This is a genomic window from Pararhizobium sp. IMCC3301 (assembly GCF_030758315.1).
GTDB lineage: Bacteria > Pseudomonadota > Alphaproteobacteria > Rhizobiales.
The window spans coordinates 760,418-784,202 of record NZ_CP132336.1; the positions used below are offsets into that span (position 1 = coordinate 760,418).

General features: G+C 56.3%; 25 protein-coding genes. 11 read left to right on the forward strand and 14 right to left on the reverse strand.

Features of this window, described 5'->3' with window-relative positions; translation table 11 throughout:
* Positions 1–21 precede the first annotated feature (21 nt).
* Entirely contained in the window at positions 22–297 is a 276-nt protein-coding gene (locus RAL88_RS03420) for a LysR family transcriptional regulator (RefSeq protein WP_306267322.1), read from the forward strand.
* On the opposite strand, the gene RAL88_RS03425 is transcribed toward RAL88_RS03420, so the two are convergent.
* From RAL88_RS03425 to gatB, 4 genes are all read right to left on the reverse strand, one after another.
* Entirely contained in the window at positions 272–904 is a 633-nt protein-coding gene (locus RAL88_RS03425; protein WP_306267324.1) for a LysE family translocator, read from the reverse strand. The genes RAL88_RS03420 and RAL88_RS03425 overlap by 26 nt on opposite strands.
* Before the next feature lie 195 nt (positions 905–1,099).
* Complete coding sequence (locus RAL88_RS03430; protein ID WP_306267326.1) at positions 1,100–1,564, reverse strand: hypothetical protein; 465 nt, start codon at positions 1,562–1,564, stop codon at positions 1,100–1,102.
* 362 nt (positions 1,565–1,926) lie between these two features.
* The gene (locus tag RAL88_RS03435) at positions 1,927–2,199 is read right to left on the reverse strand and encodes a DUF167 domain-containing protein (RefSeq protein ID WP_306267327.1); all 273 of its coding nucleotides are present in this window, start codon (positions 2,197–2,199) and stop codon (positions 1,927–1,929) included.
* 26 nt (positions 2,200–2,225) lie between these two features.
* Positions 2,226–3,707 (reverse strand): Asp-tRNA(Asn)/Glu-tRNA(Gln) amidotransferase subunit GatB, encoded by a 1,482-nt coding sequence (gene gatB, locus RAL88_RS03440; protein WP_306267329.1) that lies wholly within the window; start codon positions 3,705–3,707, stop codon positions 2,226–2,228.
* A gap of 217 nt (positions 3,708–3,924) precedes the next feature.
* On the opposite strand from gatB, the gene plsY reads away from it, so the two are divergent.
* From plsY to rpmG, 7 genes are all read left to right on the forward strand, one after another.
* Positions 3,925–4,554, forward strand: a complete 630-nt coding sequence (gene plsY, locus RAL88_RS03445; protein WP_306267331.1) for a glycerol-3-phosphate 1-O-acyltransferase PlsY — start codon at positions 3,925–3,927, stop codon at positions 4,552–4,554.
* Positions 4,551–5,699 (forward strand): DNA-processing protein DprA, encoded by a 1,149-nt coding sequence (dprA, locus tag RAL88_RS03450; RefSeq protein WP_306267332.1) that lies wholly within the window; start codon positions 4,551–4,553, stop codon positions 5,697–5,699. Before plsY ends, dprA begins: the two co-directional genes overlap by 4 nt.
* Positions 5,700–5,940: 241 nt before the next feature.
* On the forward strand, positions 5,941–8,571 hold the full coding sequence (gene topA, locus RAL88_RS03455; protein WP_306267333.1) for a type I DNA topoisomerase: 2,631 nt from the start codon (positions 5,941–5,943) through the stop codon (positions 8,569–8,571).
* Positions 8,572–8,574: 3 nt separating this feature from the next.
* Positions 8,575–10,878, forward strand: coding sequence for a ribonuclease R (rnr, locus tag RAL88_RS03460; protein WP_306267335.1), 2,304 nt, complete (start codon positions 8,575–8,577; stop codon positions 10,876–10,878).
* A gap of 15 nt (positions 10,879–10,893) precedes the next feature.
* Positions 10,894–11,328: a DUF983 domain-containing protein gene (locus RAL88_RS03465; protein ID WP_306267336.1), complete on the forward strand. Its 435-nt coding sequence runs from the start codon at positions 10,894–10,896 to the stop codon at positions 11,326–11,328.
* Positions 11,309–12,085 carry an NUDIX domain-containing protein gene (locus RAL88_RS03470; protein WP_306267338.1) on the forward strand — a complete coding sequence of 259 codons (777 nt, stop codon included), beginning with the start codon at positions 11,309–11,311 and terminating at the stop codon, positions 12,083–12,085. Before RAL88_RS03465 ends, RAL88_RS03470 begins: the two co-directional genes overlap by 20 nt.
* 167 nt (positions 12,086–12,252) lie before the next feature.
* A complete protein-coding gene (rpmG, locus tag RAL88_RS03475; protein WP_306267339.1) occupies positions 12,253–12,420 on the forward strand; it encodes a 50S ribosomal protein L33 in 168 nt (55 codons plus the stop codon).
* Positions 12,421–12,635: 215 nt separating this feature from the next.
* Here rpmG and RAL88_RS03480 read toward each other — a convergent pair whose 3' ends face one another.
* The 3 genes from RAL88_RS03480 to RAL88_RS03490 form a co-directional block, all read right to left on the reverse strand.
* Complete coding sequence (locus RAL88_RS03480) at positions 12,636–13,241, reverse strand: L,D-transpeptidase (RefSeq protein ID WP_306267341.1); 606 nt, start codon at positions 13,239–13,241, stop codon at positions 12,636–12,638.
* 291 nt (positions 13,242–13,532) lie between these two features.
* Positions 13,533–14,927: a PleD family two-component system response regulator gene (locus RAL88_RS03485; protein ID WP_306267342.1), complete on the reverse strand. Its 1,395-nt coding sequence runs from the start codon at positions 14,925–14,927 to the stop codon at positions 13,533–13,535.
* A gap of 48 nt (positions 14,928–14,975) precedes the next feature.
* Positions 14,976–15,353 (reverse strand): response regulator, encoded by a 378-nt coding sequence (locus RAL88_RS03490; RefSeq protein WP_306267344.1) that lies wholly within the window; start codon positions 15,351–15,353, stop codon positions 14,976–14,978.
* A 149-nt stretch (positions 15,354–15,502) separates the two neighbouring features.
* On the opposite strand from RAL88_RS03490, the gene RAL88_RS03495 reads away from it, so the two are divergent.
* The 3 genes from RAL88_RS03495 (at position 15,503) to RAL88_RS03505 (ending at position 17,857) form a co-directional block, all read left to right on the forward strand.
* The gene (locus RAL88_RS03495) at positions 15,503–15,799 is read left to right on the forward strand and encodes a DUF3572 domain-containing protein (RefSeq protein WP_306267345.1); all 297 of its coding nucleotides are present in this window, start codon (positions 15,503–15,505) and stop codon (positions 15,797–15,799) included.
* 119 nt (positions 15,800–15,918) lie between these two features.
* Positions 15,919–16,485: a hypothetical protein gene (locus tag RAL88_RS03500; RefSeq protein WP_306267346.1), complete on the forward strand. Its 567-nt coding sequence runs from the start codon at positions 15,919–15,921 to the stop codon at positions 16,483–16,485.
* A 70-nt stretch (positions 16,486–16,555) separates the two neighbouring features.
* Positions 16,556–17,857, forward strand: coding sequence for a DNA polymerase IV (locus RAL88_RS03505; RefSeq protein ID WP_306267348.1), 1,302 nt, complete (start codon positions 16,556–16,558; stop codon positions 17,855–17,857).
* Between the two features lie 32 nt (positions 17,858–17,889).
* Here the strand turns inward: RAL88_RS03505 and RAL88_RS03510 are convergent, their stop codons facing one another.
* From RAL88_RS03510 to RAL88_RS03540, 7 genes are all read right to left on the reverse strand, one after another.
* Positions 17,890–18,954 carry an ABC transporter ATP-binding protein gene (locus RAL88_RS03510; protein WP_306267349.1) on the reverse strand — a complete coding sequence of 355 codons (1,065 nt, stop codon included), beginning with the start codon at positions 18,952–18,954 and terminating at the stop codon, positions 17,890–17,892.
* A 1-nt stretch (position 18,955) separates the two neighbouring features.
* Positions 18,956–20,485 (reverse strand): sulfatase, encoded by a 1,530-nt coding sequence (locus RAL88_RS03515; protein ID WP_306267350.1) that lies wholly within the window; start codon positions 20,483–20,485, stop codon positions 18,956–18,958.
* The gene (locus tag RAL88_RS03520) at positions 20,482–21,558 is read right to left on the reverse strand and encodes a DUF4432 family protein (RefSeq protein WP_306267351.1); all 1,077 of its coding nucleotides are present in this window, start codon (positions 21,556–21,558) and stop codon (positions 20,482–20,484) included. Before RAL88_RS03520 ends, RAL88_RS03515 begins: the two co-directional genes overlap by 4 nt.
* Entirely contained in the window at positions 21,555–22,094 is a 540-nt protein-coding gene (locus RAL88_RS03525; protein ID WP_306267352.1) for a carbohydrate ABC transporter permease, read from the reverse strand. Before RAL88_RS03525 ends, RAL88_RS03520 begins: the two co-directional genes overlap by 4 nt.
* Positions 22,095–22,403, reverse strand: a complete 309-nt coding sequence (locus RAL88_RS03530) for a hypothetical protein (protein ID WP_306267353.1) — start codon at positions 22,401–22,403, stop codon at positions 22,095–22,097. It abuts the gene before it with no gap.
* Positions 22,400–23,284 (reverse strand): carbohydrate ABC transporter permease, encoded by an 885-nt coding sequence (locus tag RAL88_RS03535; RefSeq protein WP_306267354.1) that lies wholly within the window; start codon positions 23,282–23,284, stop codon positions 22,400–22,402. Before RAL88_RS03535 ends, RAL88_RS03530 begins: the two co-directional genes overlap by 4 nt.
* A gap of 177 nt (positions 23,285–23,461) precedes the next feature.
* On the reverse strand, positions 23,462–23,761 hold the full coding sequence (locus tag RAL88_RS03540) for a hypothetical protein (RefSeq protein ID WP_306265320.1): 300 nt from the start codon (positions 23,759–23,761) through the stop codon (positions 23,462–23,464).
* Positions 23,762–23,785: the final 24 nt, after the last annotated feature.

The window sequence follows — 23,785 nt, forward strand, 5'->3', positions numbered from 1 at the left end:
GAAAATCATATCGAAAATTGTATGAATAATCTGCGTCGACTGAAATTGAGGCATCTTGAAACCTTTGTCGAGGTCGCCCGGCAAATCAGCATCAGCTGCACCGCAGGGAGGCTGCATCTGTCCCGGACCGCCATGACCCGGACAATCCGGAAACTGCAAGCGATCATCTGCAAACCATTGATAGAAAACACGGTCGGCACATCATTGAAACCGTATCGGATTCCTTCGGACGCGCCTTTCTGCGCGGCCGCAACGCCTTCCAGCAGAGCCCTCACTGGCGTGAGACAGCCAGATTGACCCCAAGTGCAATCAGCACACTGCCGCCAAAGCGGCGCGCCAGCCGATTGGTGGCCTGTGACGCTGCCATCAACCGCATCGCTTTTTCCGACAGAAGCACACACAATATATCGGTCACCGAGAACAGCAGATTGACGATGGTGCCGAGGATCAGGATTTGAAGCCAGACCGGGAAAGCGGCATCCAGCGCAGTGAATTGCGGCAGATATGACAGGTAGAACAAGGCAGTCTTCGGGTTCAGAAGTTCAACAACGATGCTTTGGGACATGGCTTTGCGCGGCCCGGTACTGCGACGAACCGATCCGGTGCCGCCGGGCAGGTCTCTTGCAACAAACATGCGGCACCCCAGCCAGACCAGATATGCCGCACCTGCCAGTTTGACCGCGCCATACAGCACCGGCACTGCGCTCAGCACCACTGCCAGCCCGAAGGCCGTGGCAACAATATGCCCGTAGCCGCCAATGTGAAGTCCGATTGCCGCCAGCCAACCCGCCTGTCTGCCTCCCGAAAGGGTTCGCGCGGCGGCATAAAGCATGCCTGGGCCGGGAATGCAGGCAAAAATCGCTGTCGCAATAAAGAATGGCATCAGGATTTCGAATGATGGCATGTTGACAAAGGTCCGCTGAGATCTCGGACCAATTTAACACGGCCCAATCTGCCCCGATAGCGCGCAAAGGGTGGCATTTTGCCACCCGCAATGCATCGGCTGGCGGGCCTGGCTGCACAAACGCACCAAGCCCATCCGCCAACGATGGCGAGCGGGCTCGATTATTTTCGGTTGCACGAAGGAGCGCCTCGAACGCTAGTTGATCATCACGCTCGCGCGCATGCCTGCCTCAAGATGGCCTTCAATTTCGCAGGTTATTTCGACTGGCTCATCCGTCGTTTGAACCGGCACAATAAACCATTCGACGGTTTTGCCAGGCCCGACTTCGACTTCTCGAATATTGCCCTTGATCTCGGCAACCAGATTTCCATCAGCATCGGCTATCTCAACCTTCCGGGTGAATATGCGTTCGCCCATTTCGTTGAGTGCCAGCTCGTGTTTGATTTCATCGACGTTGGTCAAGATCAGTTTATAAGCCTGGCCCGTCCTGAATTCGAAATTATCCGGCTTGAGATACATGGCGTCGCCATCGGTCCCCATTTCGATAGTAACGTCAATGACATTTGCGCGACTGAGGTCGCCATCGGCATACGCAGCCCCGAATGTAACCAGTGTTAAAGCGCCTGCATATAAAAGTCGTCCAACATTATTCATATCCAATTCCTTCCCGGTATTGGTATTAGACGAAGAAAGTTATCTCCGATGCTGATTATGACTTTAATCTGGAAGTTTTCATTGATCTGAATCAAATAACCCAATAATGATTATTATATTCAGTGCGCGCATTAAAACTCCGACAACTGCCCGACATGTCGGCCGGCTGTCCCCGGCAGCGCATCCATTTCCGCAACCGCATCACTGCCAAGATTGATCTCTCGCGCAAAATTAGGCCCGTGGCGACTTTGTTGATGACTGAATTGCTTCGCAGCATCGGAATGCCAATGACGGCGTGACTTTAACGGACTGCTGAGACTTCCGGCCAATGGCCGCCCTGGACGAACGGCGACGGTATCAGGACAGGTTCAGGACGATCTGTCGATCTGCACCCATTTATTGCGCTCTGTCGCACCGCGGATAATCGTCAGTGATGATTTCGCGACACCCAGTTCTTTCGCCAGAAGTTTGAGCACCGCCCGGTTGGCCTTGCCATCTTCCGGCACGGTGGTGACATAGATTTTGACCAGCATGGAGCCGTCCTGCTGAATCTCCGCTGTGATGCGATTGGCAGAGGCTTTTGGTGTGACCCGCACGGCAAACGGATTGCCGATGGTCTTAGACCAGTGCGGCGCGGTCATGGCAGCCCCCTAATGGTCAGGTGCTCTCACTCAATCCCGATTTTCTGGCGCAACAGATCATTGACGGCTTTCGGATTGGCTTTGCCGCCAGTGGCTTTCATGACCTGGCCGACGAACCAGCCAAGCAGGCCGGGCTTGTCTCTGGCCTGCTCAACCTTGTCCGGATTGGCGGCAATTATCGCATCAATTTCCGTTTCAATCGCGCCCAGATCGGTGACCTGCTTCATGCCCCGGCTTTCGACGATAGCGGCCGGATCGCCGCCTTCGGTCCAGAGAATTTCGAACACATCCTTGGCAATCTTGCCCGAAATCGTGTCATCGGCCATCAGATCGATCATGCCGCCCAGCTGGTCACTGGAAATCGGACTGTTATCAATCGAGATGGCCTCTTTATTGAGGCGGCCGAACAATTCATTGATCACCCAGTTGGCCGCAATCTTGGCATCGCGCCCTTTCGCCACGTCTTCAAAATAATCGCAGGACTGGCGCTCCACCACCAGAATGTCGGCATCATACGGCGTCAGGCCATAATCATTGATGAAACGCGCCTTTTTCTCATCCGGCAGCTCCGGCAGATCGGCGGCGAGCGCATCGATATAGGCCTGATCGAATTCCAGCGGCAGCAGATCAGGATCGGGGAAATACCGGTAATCATGGGCTTCTTCCTTGGAGCGCATCGACCGGGTTTCACCCTTCACCGAGTCAAACAGCCTGGTTTCCTGATCGATAGTGCCGCCATCTTCCAGAATTGCGATCTGGCGGCGCGCTTCATACTCAATCGCCTGCCCGGCAAAGCGGATGGAATTGACGTTTTTGATTTCGCAGCGCGTGCCGAACTCGCCACCGGGGCGGCGCACCGAGACATTCACATCAGCGCGCAGATTGCCCTTTTCCATATCCGCATCAGAGGTGCCGAGATAGCGCAGGATCGACCGCAGCTTGGCGATATAGGCCTTGGCTTCCTCGGAAGACCGCAGATCCGGCTTCGACACGATTTCCATCAGCGCTACGCCCGAGCGATTGAGATCGACATAACTCATTGACGGGTGCTGGTCGTGCAGGCTCTTGCCCGCATCCTGTTCCAGATGCAGCCGTTCCACGCCGATTTCAACCGGGCCGTCCGGCATATCCAGATGGATAATGCCCTCTCCGACAATTGGCTGGTCGAACTGCGAAATCTGATAGCCCTGCGGCAGATCGGGATAGAAATAATTCTTGCGCGCAAACACCGACCGCTTGTTGATCTGGGCTTTCAACCCAAGGCCGGTGCGAACCGCCTGACGTACACATTCCTCGTTGATCACCGGCAGCATTCCGGGCATGGCGGCATCGACGAAGCTGACATGGTCATTCTGTTCGCCACCAAAGGCGGTTGCCGCCCCCGAGAACAATTTTGATTTCGACTGCACCTGAGCATGGACTTCCAGCCCAAGCACGACTTCCCAGTCGCCGGTGGCACCGGGAATGAATTTTTTTGGATCAGGAGTGCGGGTGTCGATCAGGCTCATTTGTCGGGCTCACTTGCATGGGCTGTATATTGGTTTCGGAACTAGAACACGATCTAACGGATGCGGCGGGCCGAAACAAGTGGCGCGATGCGGCTTCTCTGCGATTTCCGGCGGCCTCAAAATGTAAGGCTTGACGTGGCGAAATTCTGTCTCTTGCCCAAAACCCGAAAATGCGGGCATGATCGGCCCATGTCCAAACTCACCGGTAAGCCGCTCCATGCCTGATCCCATCAACTGGTCTCTGTCCTGGCCGTATCTGTTGACCGCACTGGTGTTCGGCTATCTGCTTGGCAGCATTCCATTCGGCTATCTGCTGACCCGCTTTGCCGGACTGGGCGATGTCCGCTCAATCGGCTCCGGCAATATCGGCGCCACCAATGTGCTGCGCACCGGCAACAAGCCCCTCGCCGCCCTGACCTTGTTAGGCGATCTTCTGAAAGGCACCGCCGCCGTTCAACTGGCCCTCAGCTATGGGCTGGATACGGCGGTTATGGCAGGCCTTGGCGCCTTTCTCGGCCATCTCTTTCCGATCTGGCTGAAATTCAAGGGCGGCAAAGGCGTTGCCACCTTTATTGGCATCACGCTTGGGCTTTACTGGCCCTCTGCTCTTGTGTTCGCCGGTTCCTGGCTGGTGCTGGCTTTCGTGTCGCGATACTCCTCGCTTTCCGCCCTCATCAGTTCAGTCATCGTCGTCATTTTCACCGCCTTTCTGAACTACTGGCAATTCGCCGAACTATATGCCGTGCTGACAATCCTGTTGTGGCTCAAGCACCACCAGAATATCCGCCGGCTGCTGAAGGGTAAGGAAAGCAAAATCGGCGGCTCCAAGGCGGCAGACAAGGCGTGAGCCTGTTTGACGACCCCTATCGTGAGGGTATTGCGCTCAGCGAAAGCCAGCGACTGCACTGGCTACGCCTCATTCGCAGCGAACAGGTCGGGCCCGCCACTTTCCGCGAACTGATCAATCACTTCGGCACCGCAGAACAGGCCCTGGAGACCCTGCCCGAGCTGGCCAGACGGGGCGGCGCTGCCCGCAGAATCCGGATTGCCCCGCTCAGCGATATCGAAGCGGAACTGGACCAGGCAGCACGGCTTGGTGCCAAATTCATCGCCATGGGCGAACCGGATTATCCACCATGGCTGCGCTCCATCGACAGCGCTCCGCCCGTCATTCTGGCAAAAGGCCATCTCGCCGCTCTGAAAATGCCGATGATCGCCATTGTCGGGGCGCGCAATTGTTCGGTCATCGGCCGTAAAATGACGGTCAGACTGGCGCGTGATCTGGGCGAAGCCGGTTACTGCATCGCCTCCGGCCTGGCCCGCGGCATTGACGGTGTGGCCCATGAGGCCGCACTGCAAACCGGCACAGTTGCGGTTATGGCAGGCGGCCTCGACAGGATATACCCGCCGGAACATGAATCACTTGCAGAGCAAATCACCCTAAAGGGCTGTCTCGTCAGCGAAAAACCGCTGGGCTGGACCGCGCGGGCACAGGACTTTCCGCGCCGCAACCGCATCGTTTCCGGCCTGTCTCTGGCAACCATTGTAGTGGAAGCCGCGAGGCGTTCCGGCTCGTTGATCACTGCGGATCTGGCATTGAAACAAAATCGCGAGATCTTTGCCGTTCCCGGCTCGCCGCTGGACCCGCGCGCCGCCGGACCGAACCAGCTTATCAAACAGGGAGCCACCCTTGTAACCTCGGCAAAAGATGTGATTGATGCATTGCGGCCGATCCATGGCGATGCCTTTCCCGATCCTCCAGCCGTAGCGCTACAGGAAGCAGCCCCGGCAAAGGTCAGCGATTTGTCCGATAATGAACGCATCGGGATCGTCGATGCGTTAAGCACCGCGCCGGTGGATACCGACGAGTTGATCCGCGTTACCGGCCTTGATGGCGGCACCATCTATCTGGCGCTGCTGGAGCTCGACCTCGCCGGCCGGCTGACACGACATCCCGGCAACAAAGTATCTCTGAACGGCACACAGGAATGAGCGAATAATAATGTTGCAGGTGTCCCGGACACTTCAGACCCGGTGATAGAATCCGGGCTGCCCGGCCATGGAAATCTAACGAGTTGCAGCGCCTTAAAACAGCAACTTTGTCGAGCCATATGTCAGTTGGGGCTTGACCAACCGCCCGCTTCCGACCATTTGACAACCGAACACATGTTTGACGAGGCGGACATCCTTCCCGTCCGGCCTTCAAATCCGCATGCAACAGACAGGCACCTTTATGGATCTGGTCATCGTTGAATCGCCCGCAAAGGCGAAGACCATCAACAAATATCTCGGCTCGAATTATCAGGTTCTGGCATCCTATGGCCATGTTCGCGACCTTCCCGCGAAAGATGGCTCGGTGCGTCCGGATGAAGAATTTGCCATGAGTTGGGAAATTGATGCGAAGGCGAAGAAGCGCATCAACGAAATATCAGCCGCCCTGAAAACATCCGACCGCCTCATCCTCGCGACCGACCCGGATCGGGAGGGCGAGGCAATTTCATGGCATGTGCTGCAAATCCTGCGAGACAAGAAGGTTCTAAAAGACAAGCCGGTGCAACGGGTTGTCTTCAACGCCATTACCAAGAGCGCCATTCTGGAAGCCATGGCAAATCCGCGGGAGATCGATGCTGATCTGGTCGAAGCCTATCTGGCGCGGCGCGCACTGGACTATCTGGTCGGTTTTACGCTGTCTCCGGTGTTGTGGCGAAAACTGCCGGGCGCCCGCTCGGCGGGCCGGGTGCAATCGGTCGCACTGCGTCTGGTGTGTGATCGGGAAATGCAAATCGAAGTTTTCAAGCCGCAGGAATACTGGTCCATCCTGGCTGCCCTCAAAACCAGCTTTCGCGAAGATCTGAAAGCGCGGCTGGTGGAATTTGAAGGCCGCAAGATCCAGCGGCTGACCGTCGACAACGGCGATGATGCGATGGCCATGAAAGCCATGCTGGAATCGGCAAGTTTTACAATTTCGAGTGTCGAAGCCAAACCGCACAAGCGCAATCCGCAGCCGCCATTCACCACTTCTACTTTGCAGCAGGAAGCCTCCCGCAAGCTGGGCTTTTCCGCCTCACGCACCATGCAGGTTGCCCAGCGGCTCTATGAGGGTGTCGATATCGGCGGCGAAACCACCGGTCTGATCACCTATATGCGAACCGATGGCGTCGACATGGCTCCCGAAGCGGTTGCCGAAGTGCGCTCGCAGATCGGTTCTCAATTCGGCAAGAACTATCTGCCGCAAGTACCCCGCAAATATTTCACCAAGGCGAAAAACGCCCAGGAAGCTCATGAGGCGATACGGCCGACATCGCTGGCCCGCAATCCGGCGGATCTGGCCAAGCGGCTGGAATCAGATCAGGCACGGCTCTATGAGCTGATCTGGAAGCGCACCATGGCCAGTCAGATGCTGTCCGCGGAAATGGAGCGTACCACTGTCGACATCATGGCGCAGGGCGCCGGCAAGAGCGCGACCGTACGCGCCACCGGATCGGTCGTCCGTTTTGACGGTTTCCTGAAGCTCTATCAGGAAGGCCGCGACGATGACGACGAAGAGGCTGAAGGCCGTCTGCCTGCGGTCAAGGTTGGTGAAGACCTGACGCGGGAGGCCATTGAGGCAAACCAGCATTTCACCGAGCCTCCCCCGCGCTACACCGAAGCAACCCTGATCCGCAAAATGGAAGAACTGGGCATTGGCCGCCCCTCGACCTATGCCTCGACCCTGGCGGTTCTGCGCGAACGCGACTATGTGGAAATGGATCAAAAACGCCTTGTTCCCCAGGATAAGGGCCGCATTGTCACGGCGTTTCTGGAAGGCTTCTTCAAGCGCTATGTTGAGTATGATTTCACCGCCCAGCTGGAAGAACAGCTCGACCGTGTGTCAGACGGAAAACTCGACTGGCGCCAAGTTCTGAACGAGTTCTGGGGCCAGTTTTCAGCCAGCGTTGAGGACATCAAGGAACTGCGCATAACCGAGGTACTGGATGCGCTCAACGACCTTCTGGGACCGCATATTTTCCCGCAGAAGGAAGACGGTTCCGATCCGCGTCTGTGTCCGACCTGCCAAGAAGGCCGCATCAGTCTCAAAGTCGGAAAGTTCGGCGCCTTTATCGGTTGCTCGAATTATCCCGAATGCCGTTTCACCAAGCAATTGGGTCAGGCCGGTCAGAATGATGGCGAAGCCGAAAACAGCATTATCGAGCTGGGCGAGGATCCGGAAACCGGTCAGATGATCACCGCCCGCACCGGTCGCTTCGGCCCTTATGTTCAGCTTGGCGAGGAAGCCAAGCCGAAGCGTGCAAGCCTGCCGAAAACCTGGTCACTCCAGGCGATGGATCTGGAAAAGGCCCTGGCGCTGCTGTCCCTGCCGCGCCCGGTCGGCGATCATCCGGAAACCGGCAAGCCGATTGTCGCCGGGATTGGCCGCTATGGACCCTTCGTCCTGCATGACGGGGCCTATGCCAATCTTGAAAGCGAGGATGAAGTTTTCTCCGTCGGGCTTAACCGCGCCGTTGCAGCGATTGCCGACAAGGCAGCCAAAGGACCCGGCCGGCGCGGTGCCGCTGCCGCATTGAAGGAACTGGGCGAGCATCCCGAAGGCGGCAAGATCACGGTTCATGCGGGACGATACGGCCCCTATGCCAAATGGGGCAAAGTCAATGCTACCCTGCCCAAGGGCAAGGAGCCTGAAGCGGTATCCCTGGAAGAAGCCATTGAACTGGTCAATGAGCGGGCTGCCAAAGGCAAGAAGAAACCGGCTGCCAAAAAGAAGCCAGCCGCCAAAAAACCTGCAGCCAAAAAAACGACTGCCAAAAAACCCGCTGCAAAGAAAAAACCAGCGGCGAAAAAGAAAACAGCGGACACGAAAGACTGATCATTGGCGAAAAAGCACAGCACGGATTTCGATCACCTGCCCGGCAAGGATGATATTCTGCGCTTTGTCGCAGACAATCCCGGCCGGTCTGGAAAGCGGGAAATTGCAAAGGCTTTCGGCGTCAAGGGCGCCAACCGGATCGGCCTCAAACGGCTGCTTGCCGAAATGGCTGACGATGGCACGCTGGTCCGGCGCCGCAAAAAGCTCAACCGTCCCGGTGAAGTACCTGCTGTAACCGTCTTGCAGATATTCGGCCGCGATGCTGATGGCGAATTGCTCGCCAGACCCGCCAGTTGGGACGAGTCCGAGGATGGCCCTACCCCGCTGGTGCTGCTGGTCCGCAGTTCCCGCGACAAAGGCCCGGCACCGGGCGTCGGCGACCGGGTGCTGACAAAACTGACCGCAGAAAGCGATGCCCGGCCTGATCAGCCGAGCCATACCGGCAAAGTCATCCGCGTTCTGGAAAAGGAACGCGGTCCCATCCTGGGCATTCTTGGCACCGACAGTGACGGAAATTTCCGGCTGATCCCGATCGACAAGAAGCAGAAGGAAACGCTCATCCATGCCGACGATGCGGTAAAGGCGAAAAAGGGCGATTTGATTTCCGTGCGGATTGACCGACCCGGCCGCCATGGTACGCCTGTTGCCCGCATTCTGGACGTCATTGGCGACATGACCAATGAGAAAGCTGTCAGCGCCATAGCGCTGCATGCACACAATATCCCGCACGTCTTCCCGCAGCGCGTTCTGGACGAAGCGGAAGCTGCCAAAGCCGCGCCTTTGAAAGGCCGCGAGGACTGGCGCAATGTTCCGCTCGTCACCATCGATCCGGCAGATGCCAAGGATCACGATGATGCGGTCTTCGCCGAAGCCGACACCGACCCGGCCAATCCCGACGGCTGCATTGTAACCGTCGCCATCGCCGATGTGTCCTGGTATGTCCGGCCTGACACGGCGCTTGACAGCGAAGCCCTGCTGCGCGGCAATTCGGTGTATTTCCCCGACCGCGTCGTGCCGATGTTGCCGGAGCGCATCTCCAATGATCTGTGTTCGCTGCGCGAAGGTGTCGACAGGCCCGCCCTTGCGGTGAAAATGGTGTTCGATGCGGCTGGCCACAAGAAAACTCACAGCTTTCACCGGATCATGATGCGCTCTGCGGCGCGGTTGTCCTACCAGCAGGCGCAAAGCGCAATTGATGGTCAGACCGATGCGAAAACCGCGCCCATTCTGGAGACCATCCTGCAACCACTCTGGCAGGCCTATTCAATTGCTCTGAAAGGCCGTGATGCGCGCGGTCCGCTGGATTTGAACCTGCCGGAACGCAAAATTCTGCTCAAGCCCGACGGCACTGTGGACAGGGTATTGGTACCGGACCGGCTGGAGGCCCACAAGCTCATTGAAGAATTCATGATTCAGGCCAATGTTGCGGCAGCGGAAAGTCTTGAAGCCAAAAAATCAGCGCTGGTCTACCGGGTTCACGAATCCCCCTCAATGGACAAGCTTGAATCTCTGCGTGAATTTCTGCGCTCACTGGAAATCACGCTCAGCAGAAGCGGCAATCTGCGGCCGCATCATTTCAACGATATTCTTGCCCGTGTCGCCGACACCGAACATGAAATCGTTGTCAATCAGGTGGTGTTGAGATCCCAGAGCCAGGCCGCCTACAGCCCGGCCAATCTCGGTCATTTTGGCCTCAACCTGCGGCGCTACGCCCATTTCACCTCACCGATCAGACGCTACGCCGATCTCATTGTGCATCGCGCCCTGGTCAGCGCGCTGGGCCTCGACGAAGGTGGTATGCTGGCAGGCTTTGAATCCCGTCTGGAAGAGATCGCAGCCGATATTTCCGCCGCCGAACGCCGCGCCATGCTGGCGGAGCGAGACACCACCGACCGTCTCATTGCCGCCCATCTGGCAGACCAGATCGGTGCACGTTTCCACGGCCAGATTTCCGGTGTCACCAAGGTCGGCCTGTTTGTCAAACTCGATGAAACCGGCGCGGACGGCTTCATTCCGATTTCGAAACTCGGCAAGGATTATTTCTTCTACGACGAAGCCCGGCACGCGCTGATTGGTGAAAAGAGCCGGGAACGCTATCGCATTGGCGACAAGGTTGAGGTAAAACTTGTGGAGGCGGCTCCAATCGCTGGTGCCCTGCGGTTTGAAATGCTCACCGAAGGCACCAAAACTGACGGCAAGCCAAACCGCAACACAGACCGAAAACCGGGTCGCAAAACAGCTGTTAAAACTGGCAAAAATCGCAAATCGCGCCGTCAAAAGCCCGGCACAGCACCATCTCGCAGCTAGAGCAAAGGACGCCGCATGAGCAGTTTGAACATCACCACACCGCTTCACCATGCACAGCTGGACAAGCGCGCCATCTGGCCTGCAATGAGAAAAGGGCTGGCGGGCAAGTGCCCGAAATGCGGGACCGGAAAGCTGTTTTACAGATATCTCAAAGTCAATGATCACTGCGGCCATTGCCAAGAGGAATTGTTTCATGAAAGGGCCGATGACGCGCCACCCTATTTGACGATTTTCATCGTCGGCCATATCGTGGTCGCAGCGATGCTGATTGTGGAGAAAACATATCGCCCTGAATTATGGATACACATGGCGCTCTGGGTGCCTTTGACGATAGCGCTGAGTCTGTGGATGTTGCAGCCTCTGAAAGGCGCAACCATTGGCCTGCAATGGGCCAACCGGATGCATGGCTTTGGCGCAGAAACCGACAGTGATGCCATCCCGCAGCAATAATGCCAGCCCCGGCGATGCGCCTGCCGATTCGGTCGCCGAGACAAAAGATCACGAGCGTTCGCATCCCGTCCTGAAACCCAGACCGGCGGGAACGCTGCTGATTCTGGATGAGCAGAATGGGCGGCCTCATGTTTTGATGGGACGACGCCACAAGGCACATACTTTCATGCCGGGCGTCTTCGTGTTTCCCGGCGGCCGTGTTGATCGGCCTGACAATCATGCCCCCTATCACGCCGATCTGACGGATGCGACGATGGCGCGTCTGATGGCGTCAGGACAAGCCAGTCTGGCGACAGACCGGCGTGCCCGAGCTTTCGCACTGGCGGCCATTCGTGAGACCTATGAAGAGGTCGGCATGTTGATCGGCCGGTCAGCGAGTGCGCCGATAGCGACGTCAAATACCCTGTGGCAGCCGTTTCTCGGCCACGGGCAACTGCCTGATCTGGCTGCGTTGCGCTATGTGGCGCGGGCCGTCACACCGCCCGGCCTGGTGCGGCGCTACGATACACGGTTTTTCACAGTCAGCCGTGCCGCCATCAGCGCGCAATTGCCGGACAGCCCGACCAATGAGCTGTCAGATCTGACCTGGGTTCCGTTTGACCGGGTCGACCAATTCAATATCCCGAGGATCACAGGGATGATTCTCCAGGATGTCAGAGAACGCCTTGCCCGCGAAGGAACGCTGGATTTGTCGGATAACGTGGCCGTGCCGGTCTATTCCATGCGATATGGCAAGCGCAGGCGTCTCCTTATCTAGAGCTTCGACACGCCGTAAACGCTATAATTCGCCGGCCCTGCACAGTTTTATCATTTTACCGCCTTCGTGCCCCATGCACGGCTTGACTTTCTGCGCGTTATGCGTAGTTTGCGCGCTCAAAGCGGCGGTTCTGCGCCCGATAGACAGCATTTCCAAGGAATGAGAAAATGGCAAAGGCCACCACCATAAAAGTTCGTCTCGTCAGCACCGCCGACACCGGCTATTTCTACGTTGCGAAGAAGAACTCGCGCACCATGACCGAGAAGCTGACCCAGCGGAAATACGATCCCGTGGTTCGCAAGCATGTGGACTTCAAGGAAGCCAAAATCAAATAACTTGCTCTGCCTCACGGCAGGTCCCAGACTTAGCAAACACCGCACGACAAAAACCGCATGGCAAACACCGCATGACTGGGTCTTGCGGTGTTTTTTGTTGTCTGGATGGTTTTACCCGCAGCACTGGATATACCGGCGCGGCTGCCAGCGGTCCCCGGCAGTTTACCTGTCAGGGATACGCGCCACGCAGACCGCGCAACCGCAATCTCCGCCGATCACGAATGGACAGGACCCATTCCGGATTTCGGATGGAGCACGACCCGCGTACCCTCGGGGACCTTATCATAAAGCTCGACGACCTGGTCGTTGACCAGCCGCGCACACCCGTTGGAAACCGCAACACCGATGGTTCGCGGATCGTTGGTTCCGTGAATCCGCAGAAACGTATCGCCCTTTTCCTTCGTGAACAGATAGAGCGCCCGGGCACCCAGCGGATTGTTGATACCACCCGCCATACCATCTGCATGTTTGGCGTATTGATCCGGATCGCGTCGAATCATGTCGGGTGTTGGTGTCCACTCCGGCCACTCTTTTTTGGCGCCGACAAAGAAAGCGCCTGAGTGATACAGGTTTCCGCGCCCGACGCCGACGCTGTAACGCAGCGCTTTGCGGCCGCTCAGATGCAGAAACAACCAGTATTGGTCAGGGAAAACATCAATCGTGCCGGGTTCAAAACGTTGGCGCATGGACACCAGACGGGGCATGAATTTTTCCGGCAGAACGTATTTTTCTCCCGCCTTATGTGCTTCGGCAGACCTCAGCCCTGCGGAACCCGCTGCCAGCGCAGCCCCTGCTGCCAGCAATTGACGACGACTCAGCATATGCAACTCCATTGTGAATTCGATAAAGTTATCGCGATTGGCGCTGGCCGCCTGCCTGATCGCATGACAATTTCATAAAAGCACCACCCAAACCGGCCATGGCATGACGCTCCGTATTTTCCAAACGATAACCGGGCAAGCCACATCATGCAATCAGGATGTGCGATCCGGTATGAGAGTTTTCCGCACTTTAGTGCGCTCCATAGTGGGATTGGCAAAACAGGACAGATGTCATGTCTTACCGGCAGGTCTGCAAACCCGGTATTTTCATGAATAAAACCGCCAAGTGCGTCAGGCGGCTTTTGAGATCACCTGATTGCGGCCGGCCTCTTTGGCGCGGTACAAAGCTTCATCGGCGCGCTTCAGCATGGCTACAGAGGAATCATGGCGCCCGGTGAACTGGGTGATGCCGAAACTTGCTGTTACTTTAACCTGCGATCCGTCATCATTAATGATGAAAGGCACCGACTCAATTTCCCGGCGCAGACGCTCGGCCGCCAGCACCGCCACATCCAGTTCGGTTTCCGCCAGCACGCAGACAAATTCCTCGCCGCCAAACCGGCAGGCCAGATCCGATCCGCGCAGACTGCGCCGGATGCGATGCGAAACCTCTTTCAGAACAACATCGCCAACGGCATGGCCGTGAATGTCGTTGATGGTCTTGAATTTATCGATATCCATGATCATCACGGACAGATCGCGCTGATAGCGTAGCGACTGGTCAATCAGCGTCGCCATCTGGCGTTCCAGAAAACGCCTGTTCTGCAGCCCGGTCAACGGGTCGATGACCGCAAGCTCCAATGTGTTTTCCATTTCCAGGCGCAATTCGCGCAGCATCCGGTGACGCCAGACTTCGCGGCGCATGCGGGCTGCCAACTCACGCTCCTGATAGGGCGTCACAACATAATTCGTCGCCCCCAGTTCAAAACTGCGTTGCAGCCGTTTTTCATCCTCCGGTTTCGCCACAACAAGAGTGGGCAGGTGGCGAAACTCCAGAGGGGCCTTCAGTCGGGACAGAAACGCAAGCGGGTCCGATGAGGTGTTGGAAAGCCCGATAATGACAGCATCCCAGTCACATGAATGCAACGCCGCAGAAGCGTCCTCCTCGGCCAGGACCGTCTTTATGGCCTGCTCCGCCGCCAGGCTTCTGGTGATTTTTTCAGCCGTTATCGGATCATCATCAAACACCAGAATCTGGCCGTTGCGGCCATCATCAAAAGATTCAGCGTCCTCGGTAAAACCGTCAATATTCTCGTCTTGGTTCGAGACACGGCGAAGCGCATTTATGCTGTGGGTGCGCATGTCTTCCAGCGCCTGTTTCTGCGAGGCCAGATTGCGAATCCGGCTGATCAGCGCAACATCATTGACCGGCTTGGAAAGAAAATCGTCGGCCCCGGCATTCAGGCCCTTGATCCGCGATGCATCATCCTTCAACGCCGTCAACAGAATGATCGGAATATCCCGGGTTGCAGGATCGGATTTCAGGGCGCGGCAGGTTTCAAAACCGTCAAGGCCGGGCATAACCACATCCAGCAACACCACATCAACCTGGTTGTTGCGGCAATAATCCAGTGCCTCCAACCCGTTGGTCAGAGATTTTACCGAATAATATTCTGCTGTCAGCCGAGCTGACAAAAGCTTCAGGTTTGCCTGAATATCATCCACTGCCAAAACGCGTATCGACATAGTCGTTTCTGTTTCTCTTCAACCAGACGGCCGGCCAATACCAGCCTTCTAACCGGTCGCAGCAGGCAGATACTGGGTTACCACATCCAAAAAATTTGCGACTGAGATAGGCTTGGAAAGATATGCCTCACAGCCAGCTTCACGAATTCGGTCCTCGTCTCCCTTCATGGCAAAAGCGGTGATAGCAATCACCGGAATTTCACGCAGATCCTCGTCTTCTTTCAGCCATTTGATCACCTCCAGCCCCGAGACCTCGGGAAGCTGGATATCCATCAGAACCAGATCCGGCCTGTGCTGCCTTACAAGTTCAAATGCCTCGATTCCGTTGCGGCTTTGCAACGTATTGTAGCCATGGGCTTCAAGAAGATCATTGAACAGCTTCATGTTCAGTTCGTTGTCTTCTACAATGAGTATGCTCTGTGTCATGGACTATCCGAATAATTCCCTAAGGTTACCTAAACACCGGGTTAAATTCTTGTCAGGGCAGCGGATCATGATAGGAATCCGCCTCAGACTCAAACCGGCGACTGGCATTCTTCCAAATATCAGACATTTCCTTACAAAACCCGGATATTATGAAACATAAAGCCAACTTTGAGCGCACTAACCGCGAAAGTGCTGAAGCCACGGCTGTTCAGGCACTCGGGTTTCTGGCGCAGGACAAGTTCGTTTTGGAACGTTTTCTGTCGGTCACCGGGATAGCCCCGGACAGGGTTCGGCAAGCCGCCGCCACACCGGGTTTTCTGGCCGGCGTCCTCGACTATATTATGCAGAACGAATCGTTGCTGCTGACATTTTCTGCCAATCATAACGTTGATGCTGAGACCATCGTCGCTGCTCACAGATGTCTGTGCGGACCAAATTCCGAATAGGACGATCACAGGAGACTTGAATCATTCTGTCTGATAATACGCGTAACCAACTGGAAGAAATCAATTTTTCTGATCGCCCGCTGCTGGTCTGCGATGTCGATGAAGTGGTGCTGCACTTTGTGCGCCCACTGGAAACTCATTTTGGCAATCACGGCTACGGCTTCAAGGATCAGATTTTCAAGCTGACCGGCAATATCCGCGCGTTGGACGGCGGCCCGGACGCGCCCGATGAAACCGTGTTTGCCATGATCCACAGCTATTTTGCCGTGGATGCCCACAAACAGCTTCCGGTCGAAGGTGCGGTCGCCGCGCTGAATGGTCTGGCGAAAATTGCCGACATTCTGTTTCTGACAAATATGCCGTCAGAATACCGCGAAGACCGGCAGAAATGCCTCTCCGCACATGCCCTGAACTATCCGGTGGTGACCAATACCGGACCTAAAGGCCCGGCTTTGGCATATCTTTGCGAAAGAGCATCAGGCCCGGTCTGGTTTCTCGACGACAGCCCGCTTAATCTGGTCTCGGTGGCGGCAGATGCGCCGCAGGTGCAACTGGTTCATTTCGTCGCAGATCCGGTGTTTTTGGAACTGGCGGATCAGGTCCCGACTGCGCGACTGCGCACGCGGTGCTGGACCGAAACCCATGGCTTGATCCATACTGAACTGGTGCAAGCGGTGTCGAACTGAACAGTCATCCATATGCTTTGGCCTTTCAGGCAGCCCCGAAGGCGCAACAATTGCTGGGTCCGGTCGAACGATGACAATGAAAGGCATCTGTCGGAACTGTTTTGCGGTTGAACGGTTTGTGCAGTCCAGCACAAAGCCGCGCTGTTCCGCTTGCGGCAGCCCACGGGTCGTTGCTCATACCGAACTTCTTGATCTGACAATTGCGCATGTCGATTGCGACGCCTTCTACGCCTCTGTGGAAAAGCGTGACCGACCGGAGGTCCGCGACCAGCCGGTGATCATTGGCGGTGGCCGGCGCGGCGTTGTCGCAACCTGCTGCTATATTGCCCGCACCTTTGGCGTGCGCTCGGCAATGCCGATGTTCAAGGCAACAAAATTATGTCCGCACGCGGTGATCATTCGCGGCGACATGGAGAAATATGTCCGCGTCAGCGGCCAGATCCGCGCCCTTATGGACGATCTGACACCGGCAGTTCAGCCGATCTCGATTGACGAAGCCTTCCTCGATTTGACCGGTACGCAACGTCTGCATCATGCCAGCGCGGCAGAAACCCTGGCGCGATTTGCCCATAAGGTCGAGCAGGATATCGGCATCACCATATCGGTTGGTTTGAGCCACAATAAATTTCTTGCCAAAATCGCCTCGGATCTCGACAAGCCACGCGGCTTTGCGGTGATCGGTGAAGCTGAAACTCTGGCGTTTCTGGCGCGCCAGAATGTCAGTCTGATCTGGGGTGTGGGCAAAGCCATGCAGAAGAAACTCGCCGCAGACGGCATCCACACAATCGCACAATTGCAGACCATGGAGGAAGCCGTGCTTGGCAAACGCTACGGCTCCATCGGCCTGAGGCTGGCGCGGCTGGCGCGAGGCCAGGACAGCCGCAAGATCGAATCCCGCAGCGCCGCCAAAAGCGTAAGTTCGGAAACCACTTTCAACACTGATCTGGCGACTGCCGAAGAGTTGCAGCCGATCCTGCGCCGTCTGGCTGAGAGAGTCTCAACACGGCTGAAACAGAAGAGCATTGCCGGGGCCACGCTGGTGCTGAAACTGAAAACTGCCGATTTCAGGCAGAGAACGCGAAACCGCGCCCTCGGTGATCCTACCCAATTGGCCGACCGGATTTACAGTGAAGGCGTATCGCTGCTGAAAGCGGAACTGGATGGAACCAGGTTTCGCCTGATCGGCATTGGTGTGTCCGATCTGGTTGACGGCCGCTTTGCCGACCCGTTGGATCTGGTTGACCATGGTGCCAAAAAACGCCGCGCCGCTGAATTCGCTATGGACCAGATCCGCGCCCGCTTTGGCAGGGACGGCGTGGATCTGGGCCTGACATTCCAGGCCAAGGACCGCAAGCCCAAGGACAAATCCTGAATTGGCCCGGCGTACAGCCGGCCGGCCATACCTTAGAGACGCGTGTTGGTATCCGGATCAAAGAAGTGCAATTTGGTCGTGTCCAGGTTCAACGCCACTGTCTCGCCAATCGCGACGCCGAGGCGCAGGCTTGAAATAACACCCATGGAATTGCCGTTGATGTCGACCACCAGGAATGTTCTGTCGCCGGTGTTTTCTTGTGACGTCACAATCCCATGCAAGCCATCTTTATTGGAACCGGAGACCGTAATATGCTCCGGACGGATTCCCAGCGTAACCGGACCAGTGCGCAGGTCAGCGGGACCCAGTTCCATTGCAACACCCTGATAGGCGAATTCCAGCCCGGCGCTTCCCTGTGTCACGACACCTTCCAGGAAGTTCATCGACGGCGAGCCGATGAAGGACGCCACGAACCTGTTTTGCGGCGCGTCATACAACTCCAACGGCGCGCCAAACTGCTCCACCTTGCCATTGTTCATCACGATCACCCGATCGGCCATTGTCATGGCTTCAATCTGGTCATGGGTGACATAGACAGAGGTAGTGCCGAGATTGCGCTGCAGATCGCGAATCTCGGCGCGCATCTGGACGCGAAGTTTGGCATCCAGATTTGAAAGCGGTTCGTCAAACAGGAAAACTTTTGGCTGTCGCACCAGCGCCCGGCCCATGGCAACCCGTTGCCTCTGGCCGCCGGATAATTCACGCGGCTTGCGCTTTGCCACGGCCCCCAGATTGAGCATGGCAATGGCGGTGTCGGTCGCCTCTTCAATGTCGCGGCGGTTCCATTTCGCCAACTCAAGCGGAAAGCGGATATTTTCAATGACGGTCATGTGCGGATAAAGCGCATAGCTCTGGAACACCATTGCAATGTCTCGTTCGCGCGGCGTGCGGTTTCCCACTTCCTGGCCGTCGATCAGGATCTGCCCGGCAGTGGCCGATTCCAGACCGGCAATAATGCGCAGAAGCGTCGACTTTCCGCATCCGCTTTCGCCGAGAACAGCCACGAACTCGCTGTCTTTGATGGCGGCATCAATGCCGTGCAGCACTTCCACATCACCAAAAGATTTTCGGATATTCACCAGGTCTAAAGTTGCCATTCTATGTGCCTTGTCCGGAGTGGATATCCAACCGCTCAAAAGCTTCGTCCGGAGCCAGGGAGACCTGCATCAGACGCCGCATGACATCAACAAGCTGGCTTTCCAGACCGGCGTTTACGATCGGGCGGGTCTGCCCGGGATCGTTCGTCAGATCGTAAAGCGCGGTGCGGCAATCCGTCATCGCGCCCGGTCCGTGTGAATGATACCAGCCCGCACTGTCCGCAACCTTTATACGCAGCACCGGCCAGCCTTGGGCAAAGTCCAGATCATCGATTAATTCGGTTTCCCGGAACTCGTCTTCGGAAAACGAACACAGCATGTGGTTCGGCATCAAGGTATATTGATACAGCGGCTGATCCAGCATGTTTTCCGGATAGCGGAAATAGCTGTGCTTGCCATCGGTCAGATTGATTGCACCGCCGAAATAGCCGAACAACAGCGCTTCATGGTTCGCCGCATCGGGGTTCTGCAGCAGTGGAAACACCGATTTTCCCGTCGCCGCTTCCGGCACAGGCGCATTATGCGCCTCGCAGAATGTTGCCGCAAGATCAGGTGTTTGGGTAAGTGCGGTCCGCCGTTCTCCAGCGCAATTTGCATGGTCCGGATGGTACACCAACAACGGAATGCGGGCGATTTCAGAATAGCAGGGCATTCTGTTTTTGGCCCACCATTGATGCTCTCCCAGCAGAAAGCCATGATCGGTAGAGACCACCAGCATGGTATCGTCCCACATCCCGTTTTCGTCCATAAGGTCGAGGATTCGGCCAAGCTGGTCATCACAATGTGACATCAGCGCCATATAATTGCGTTTCATCTCATCGTTTTCAGGAGATCGGCCTGAATGGGGCGCATATGGTGGCCAGTCTCTGATCTTGCCGTCATAGTCGGATTTGAATTTCTGGCGATGGTTTTCAGGGGCAAAAAACGGCTCGTGAGGATCGAAGGTTTCAATCTGCAGAAACCAGTCATCAGCGGCCTTGTTCGCGTTCAGGAATGTGCAGGCCGCATTGAAACACTGGGTCGAGGGAAACTGTCCTGTTTCTTCCAGATGAGACCGGTTGGCCATGTAATGAAATGGCAGTGACCCGGTTTTCCCGTCAAACTGATCAGCATGATATCGCGCCTGCCAGTCCGCCAGTGGCGCATCGATGGGCGCTTGCCACTTGTCGCCTTCCTGGCCACGGACAAATTCATAGCTGGAATATTTGGTATGATAATTGCCCGCCCCTTCTTCAAAATAATGATAGTGATCGGTAATCAGATGGGAATACACCCCGGCTGTGCGGAGCTGGTCGAACACAGACTGGTCGAACGGCTCAAGTGGCCCCCAGCTTCTGTGCATGAAACTCAGCTTGCCGGTTTGCAGATCCCGGCGCGCGGGCATACACGGCAGGCTGCCGACATGATGCTGGTCAAAGGTGACCGCCTTTTCCGCCAGACGGCGAAAATTCGGGGTTTGAAGCAGCTCTGAGCCATAGCATTCCAGAAAATGCCGGTTCAGGGAATCAAACAGAATAAAAATTGTCCTCATGACACTGTCCCGCTTCGGCCCGGCTGTGTCGCATTGAGCCGGATGTTAAAGTTGTAGGTGCGATGGTCTCCGGGTTTGAGAAAAACCATTTCGCTGGCCGTGCGCGCGTCCGACCGGCTTCGCTGACCGGTGGTACATGGTTCAATCCCAATTCCGTAGGTGCCTTGGCCGGTCATCCGCAAAAGCTGGAGGAACGGAAGCGATTGCCGTTCAAATTCCAGCTCCAGCTGAAGCCCGTTGTGAGGGTTGGAAATTGTGCAAAGCCCGTTCTCCGCTTCGCTGTCCATGGCGAATACCGAGAGGCTGTTGTGCTGCTCGGATTGCGGCGCGGGAAACGCCGACAGCGGATCGCCCTGCCCCCAGATCTGTCGTCCATTGCAGACATCGATTTCCGTGGCCTCGGCCACCAGAGGATGGCCGATATTGAAATGATACAGCATCATATGGCTCATGACTGTCGGGCCGCTATTGACCACCCTGTCGCGCATTGAAATCTGTTGTCCGCCAATCGGCACTTCCAGTCTGCGCCGCAGCCTTAGACTGCCGTGAAACTGCATGGTCTGAACAATTTCCCCTTCGCACCAGAAATAGGGAATGTCGGCATCTTCCTCAAATCCGTAAGAGATCAGCCGGGCTGGCTGATGGGCACCGGAGCCATGCAGGGGATAATCAAATGCCTCATTCGGGAAAGAACTCCGGTCGTCCAGTGCGTCCGTTTCCGGCTGACGGATATGATCAAATCCGCAGGTGCTGAGGAAACCGTTATTGGCCCGCAGAAAACCCTGTCCCTTGTCGGAAAACGGGTTCAACAGCCACGGTGCCCTGTAGCCATTCTGGCAATGCCAGGAAACCGTGATCCCGTTCAGTGCAAGTCTTCCAAGATCGAAACCCCGATCGACAATCACTTCCAGTTCAAGTCCACCGCCAGAGCGGATTTCCAGCACCCGGACGCCACGCTCAGCGCCATCGCCCAGTGTCACCAGACGAATGTCGCCATACCCTGCCAGATCCGGATAAAATCTGCGCAAAGCGGCAATATCAGGCGGACTTTGCAGAGAGCTGTCCTGACTCATTTGACAGCCCCTGCGGTCAGACCTTTGACGATGAAGCGCTGGCCGAAAATCAGGGCCAGCAACGCTGGAATTGCCGACAGCACCGAAGCTGCCGCCATCTGGGTATATTTGATCTCTTCCTCCTGAACATATTTCGCAATCGCCACCGGCACTGTGGCGGTTCTGTTGTTGGTCAGGGCAAGGGCTACCGGAAATTCGTTCCAGCTGAAAATGAACACCAGAACCGCAGTTGCGACGATGCCGGGCATCATGATCGGCACAATCACACGCCGCAGCAGTGTCAGAAATTTCGCACCGTCAACGAAAGCGGCCTCTTCCAGCTCGCGCGGCACCTCACGAAAAAAAGCAATCAGCAGCCACAACGCCATAGGCAGGTTCAAAGTGGTGTGGGCCAGAGTAAGGGCAATCAGATCGACACTCAGATTGATGGTCCTGAACAGCTCATACCAGGCACTGGCCAGCGATACGGCCGGCACCAGGTTGAACAGCATCGCCCAGACCAGAAAGGCATTTAGAACCCATCTTGGCCAGTGCATTCACAGCAGGGAATAGCCGGCCAGGAACGAGATGACGATGACCAGAGCAGTGCTGACACCGGCGACAATCAGACTGTTGAGAAAATTTTGCGGATAGCTTGACGTGCGATCAAACAGAACCTCGTCGAAATTATAAGACACAGGCGAAAATCGGATATCCCCCATCAGCAGAACGATTTGGGTCTTGAACGCCGAAAGAGCGATCCAGACAAATGGCCCGAGGGTTATGATAACGGCGAGTATCATGGCGCCATGCAAAAGCATCTTGTCAGTTCTCAGACGCGGTGCGTTGTTCGCATGTGTCGTCATCTTGCCACATCCTGTCTGCTTCGAAACTGCAGGGCAATCGCAATGACCAGAGCAACGGAAAATATCACTGTGACTGAAATGGCAGAGCCATATCCGGGATTATCCTGCAGAAAAAATCGCTGATAGATGGTAAAACTGATGACTTCCGTCGCGGTGCCAGGGCCGCCTGATGTCAGCAGGAATATTTCATCGAACACCTTGAACGCAATCACCGCCCGGAAAACAAAAGTCATGAATATCGCCGGCCATAACAGCGGCAGGCTGACGCGGCGGAATTCCTGCCATGCGGTCGCCCCGTCCACCTTGGCGGCCTCGGAGACATCCTTGGGAAGGCCCTCCACTGCTGCCAGCAGCAGCAGGAACGAAAACGGCGTCCAGTGCCATATGTCGACCACTATGACAGATGCCAGAGCAAGATGTGGCGAGCCGAGCCAGTCAATGGCGGGAATTCCCACGACATCCAGTGCCTGATTGATAATTCCAAATTGAAAATTATACATCAACCGCCAGATCGCACCGATAATGATGCCGGGTATCAGAATGGGCAGGATGAACAGCGTCCGGTAGGTGCGGGAACTGGTGCCCAGCGACGAGCAACCCAGCGCCAGAGCAAGGCCCAGAGCAACCTGACAGCTTGTCGCAACAACAACCAGAATCAGCGTGTTGACAATTCCCGCCTTCAGCAGAGGATCATCTGCGAGCGCCCTGTAATTTTCGGTGCCCACAAACTCACGTTGCATAACGCCCCCGGTCCAGGAAATTTCCATGAAACTGAGGAATAAGAGATTTGCCACCGGCAATACGGCCAGGGCCAGAAAAAAGGCCACCGCTGGTAGAATGGAACCGTATTTGGGGCCCCACCCTAAACTTACTGAACTCATAGCAATCTGGCTTTCGGTTAAGAAGCGTTCACACCAACTGATCTAGCGCCGAGCCCGCTGCACAGGGTTGCTGGCCGGAAAAAGTTCGAGCCCCGTCCGAAAATGCTGCAACGGACGAGGCCCCGGGAGGAGAGCTTTTACTTCAAATCCTCAACTCGACTTTGTACGTTTTTGTGGTCAGGTCCAGAGCCAGAAGATGCCCTCGTTCGCTATGAACTCGAGCGCCTCGTCGAGGGGTATGACGACGCCGCCGATGTCATCGACATCCTCCCATTTGCGCCGGTGTGACCAGTATCCGAGCCGGACTTCGTTGCCGTTGCCGGTCGGCTTCAGCCGGGCAATCGGCGCCTCCGTCTCCAGCAGGTAGAGATGGTAGGCACCCTTGTCTTTGTAAAAACCGACGCCACCACCATTGGCGTCGTCGAAGGCTTCGATGCGAACGGCGATTTCGTCATGCTGCATGTGCCGATCATACATAGGAACACCTCAGGGCACGTGATT

What these genes read in the sequence shown, in the direction of transcription:
- rpmG (WP_306267339.1), top strand. Translation starts at nt 12,253, where the DNA reads ATGGCAAAGGCCACCACCATAAAAGTTCGTCTCGTCAGCACCGCCGAC.
- RAL88_RS03490 (WP_306267344.1), bottom strand. Translation starts at nt 15,353, where the DNA reads ATGACACAGAGCATACTCATTGTAGAAGACAACGAACTGAACATGAAG.
- gatB (WP_306267329.1), bottom strand. Translation starts at nt 3,707, where the DNA reads ATGAGCCTGATCGACACCCGCACTCCTGATCCAAAAAAATTCATTCCC.
- RAL88_RS03465 (WP_306267336.1), top strand. Translation starts at nt 10,894, where the DNA reads ATGAGCAGTTTGAACATCACCACACCGCTTCACCATGCACAGCTGGAC.
- RAL88_RS03515 (WP_306267350.1), bottom strand. Translation starts at nt 20,485, where the DNA reads ATGAGGACAATTTTTATTCTGTTTGATTCCCTGAACCGGCATTTTCTG.
- plsY (WP_306267331.1), top strand. Translation starts at nt 3,925, where the DNA reads ATGCCTGATCCCATCAACTGGTCTCTGTCCTGGCCGTATCTGTTGACC.
- RAL88_RS03510 (WP_306267349.1), bottom strand. Translation starts at nt 18,954, where the DNA reads ATGGCAACTTTAGACCTGGTGAATATCCGAAAATCTTTTGGTGATGTG.
- topA (WP_306267333.1), top strand. Translation starts at nt 5,941, where the DNA reads ATGGATCTGGTCATCGTTGAATCGCCCGCAAAGGCGAAGACCATCAAC.
- RAL88_RS03540 (WP_306265320.1), bottom strand. Translation starts at nt 23,761, where the DNA reads ATGTATGATCGGCACATGCAGCATGACGAAATCGCCGTTCGCATCGAA.
- RAL88_RS03520 (WP_306267351.1), bottom strand. Translation starts at nt 21,558, where the DNA reads ATGAGTCAGGACAGCTCTCTGCAAAGTCCGCCTGATATTGCCGCTTTG.
- RAL88_RS03485 (WP_306267342.1), bottom strand. Translation starts at nt 14,927, where the DNA reads ATGTCGATACGCGTTTTGGCAGTGGATGATATTCAGGCAAACCTGAAG.
- RAL88_RS03495 (WP_306267345.1), top strand. Translation starts at nt 15,503, where the DNA reads ATGAAACATAAAGCCAACTTTGAGCGCACTAACCGCGAAAGTGCTGAA.
- RAL88_RS03480 (WP_306267341.1), bottom strand. Translation starts at nt 13,241, where the DNA reads ATGCTGAGTCGTCGTCAATTGCTGGCAGCAGGGGCTGCGCTGGCAGCG.
- RAL88_RS03420 (WP_306267322.1), top strand. Translation starts at nt 22, where the DNA reads ATGAATAATCTGCGTCGACTGAAATTGAGGCATCTTGAAACCTTTGTC.
- RAL88_RS03535 (WP_306267354.1), bottom strand. Translation starts at nt 23,284, where the DNA reads ATGAGTTCAGTAAGTTTAGGGTGGGGCCCCAAATACGGTTCCATTCTA.
- RAL88_RS03435 (WP_306267327.1), bottom strand. Translation starts at nt 2,199, where the DNA reads ATGACCGCGCCGCACTGGTCTAAGACCATCGGCAATCCGTTTGCCGTG.
- RAL88_RS03525 (WP_306267352.1), bottom strand. Translation starts at nt 22,094, where the DNA reads ATGCACTGGCCAAGATGGGTTCTAAATGCCTTTCTGGTCTGGGCGATG.
- RAL88_RS03470 (WP_306267338.1), top strand. Translation starts at nt 11,309, where the DNA reads ATGCCATCCCGCAGCAATAATGCCAGCCCCGGCGATGCGCCTGCCGAT.
- RAL88_RS03505 (WP_306267348.1), top strand. Translation starts at nt 16,556, where the DNA reads ATGACAATGAAAGGCATCTGTCGGAACTGTTTTGCGGTTGAACGGTTT.
- RAL88_RS03425 (WP_306267324.1), bottom strand. Translation starts at nt 904, where the DNA reads ATGCCATCATTCGAAATCCTGATGCCATTCTTTATTGCGACAGCGATT.
- RAL88_RS03530 (WP_306267353.1), bottom strand. Translation starts at nt 22,403, where the DNA reads ATGACGACACATGCGAACAACGCACCGCGTCTGAGAACTGACAAGATG.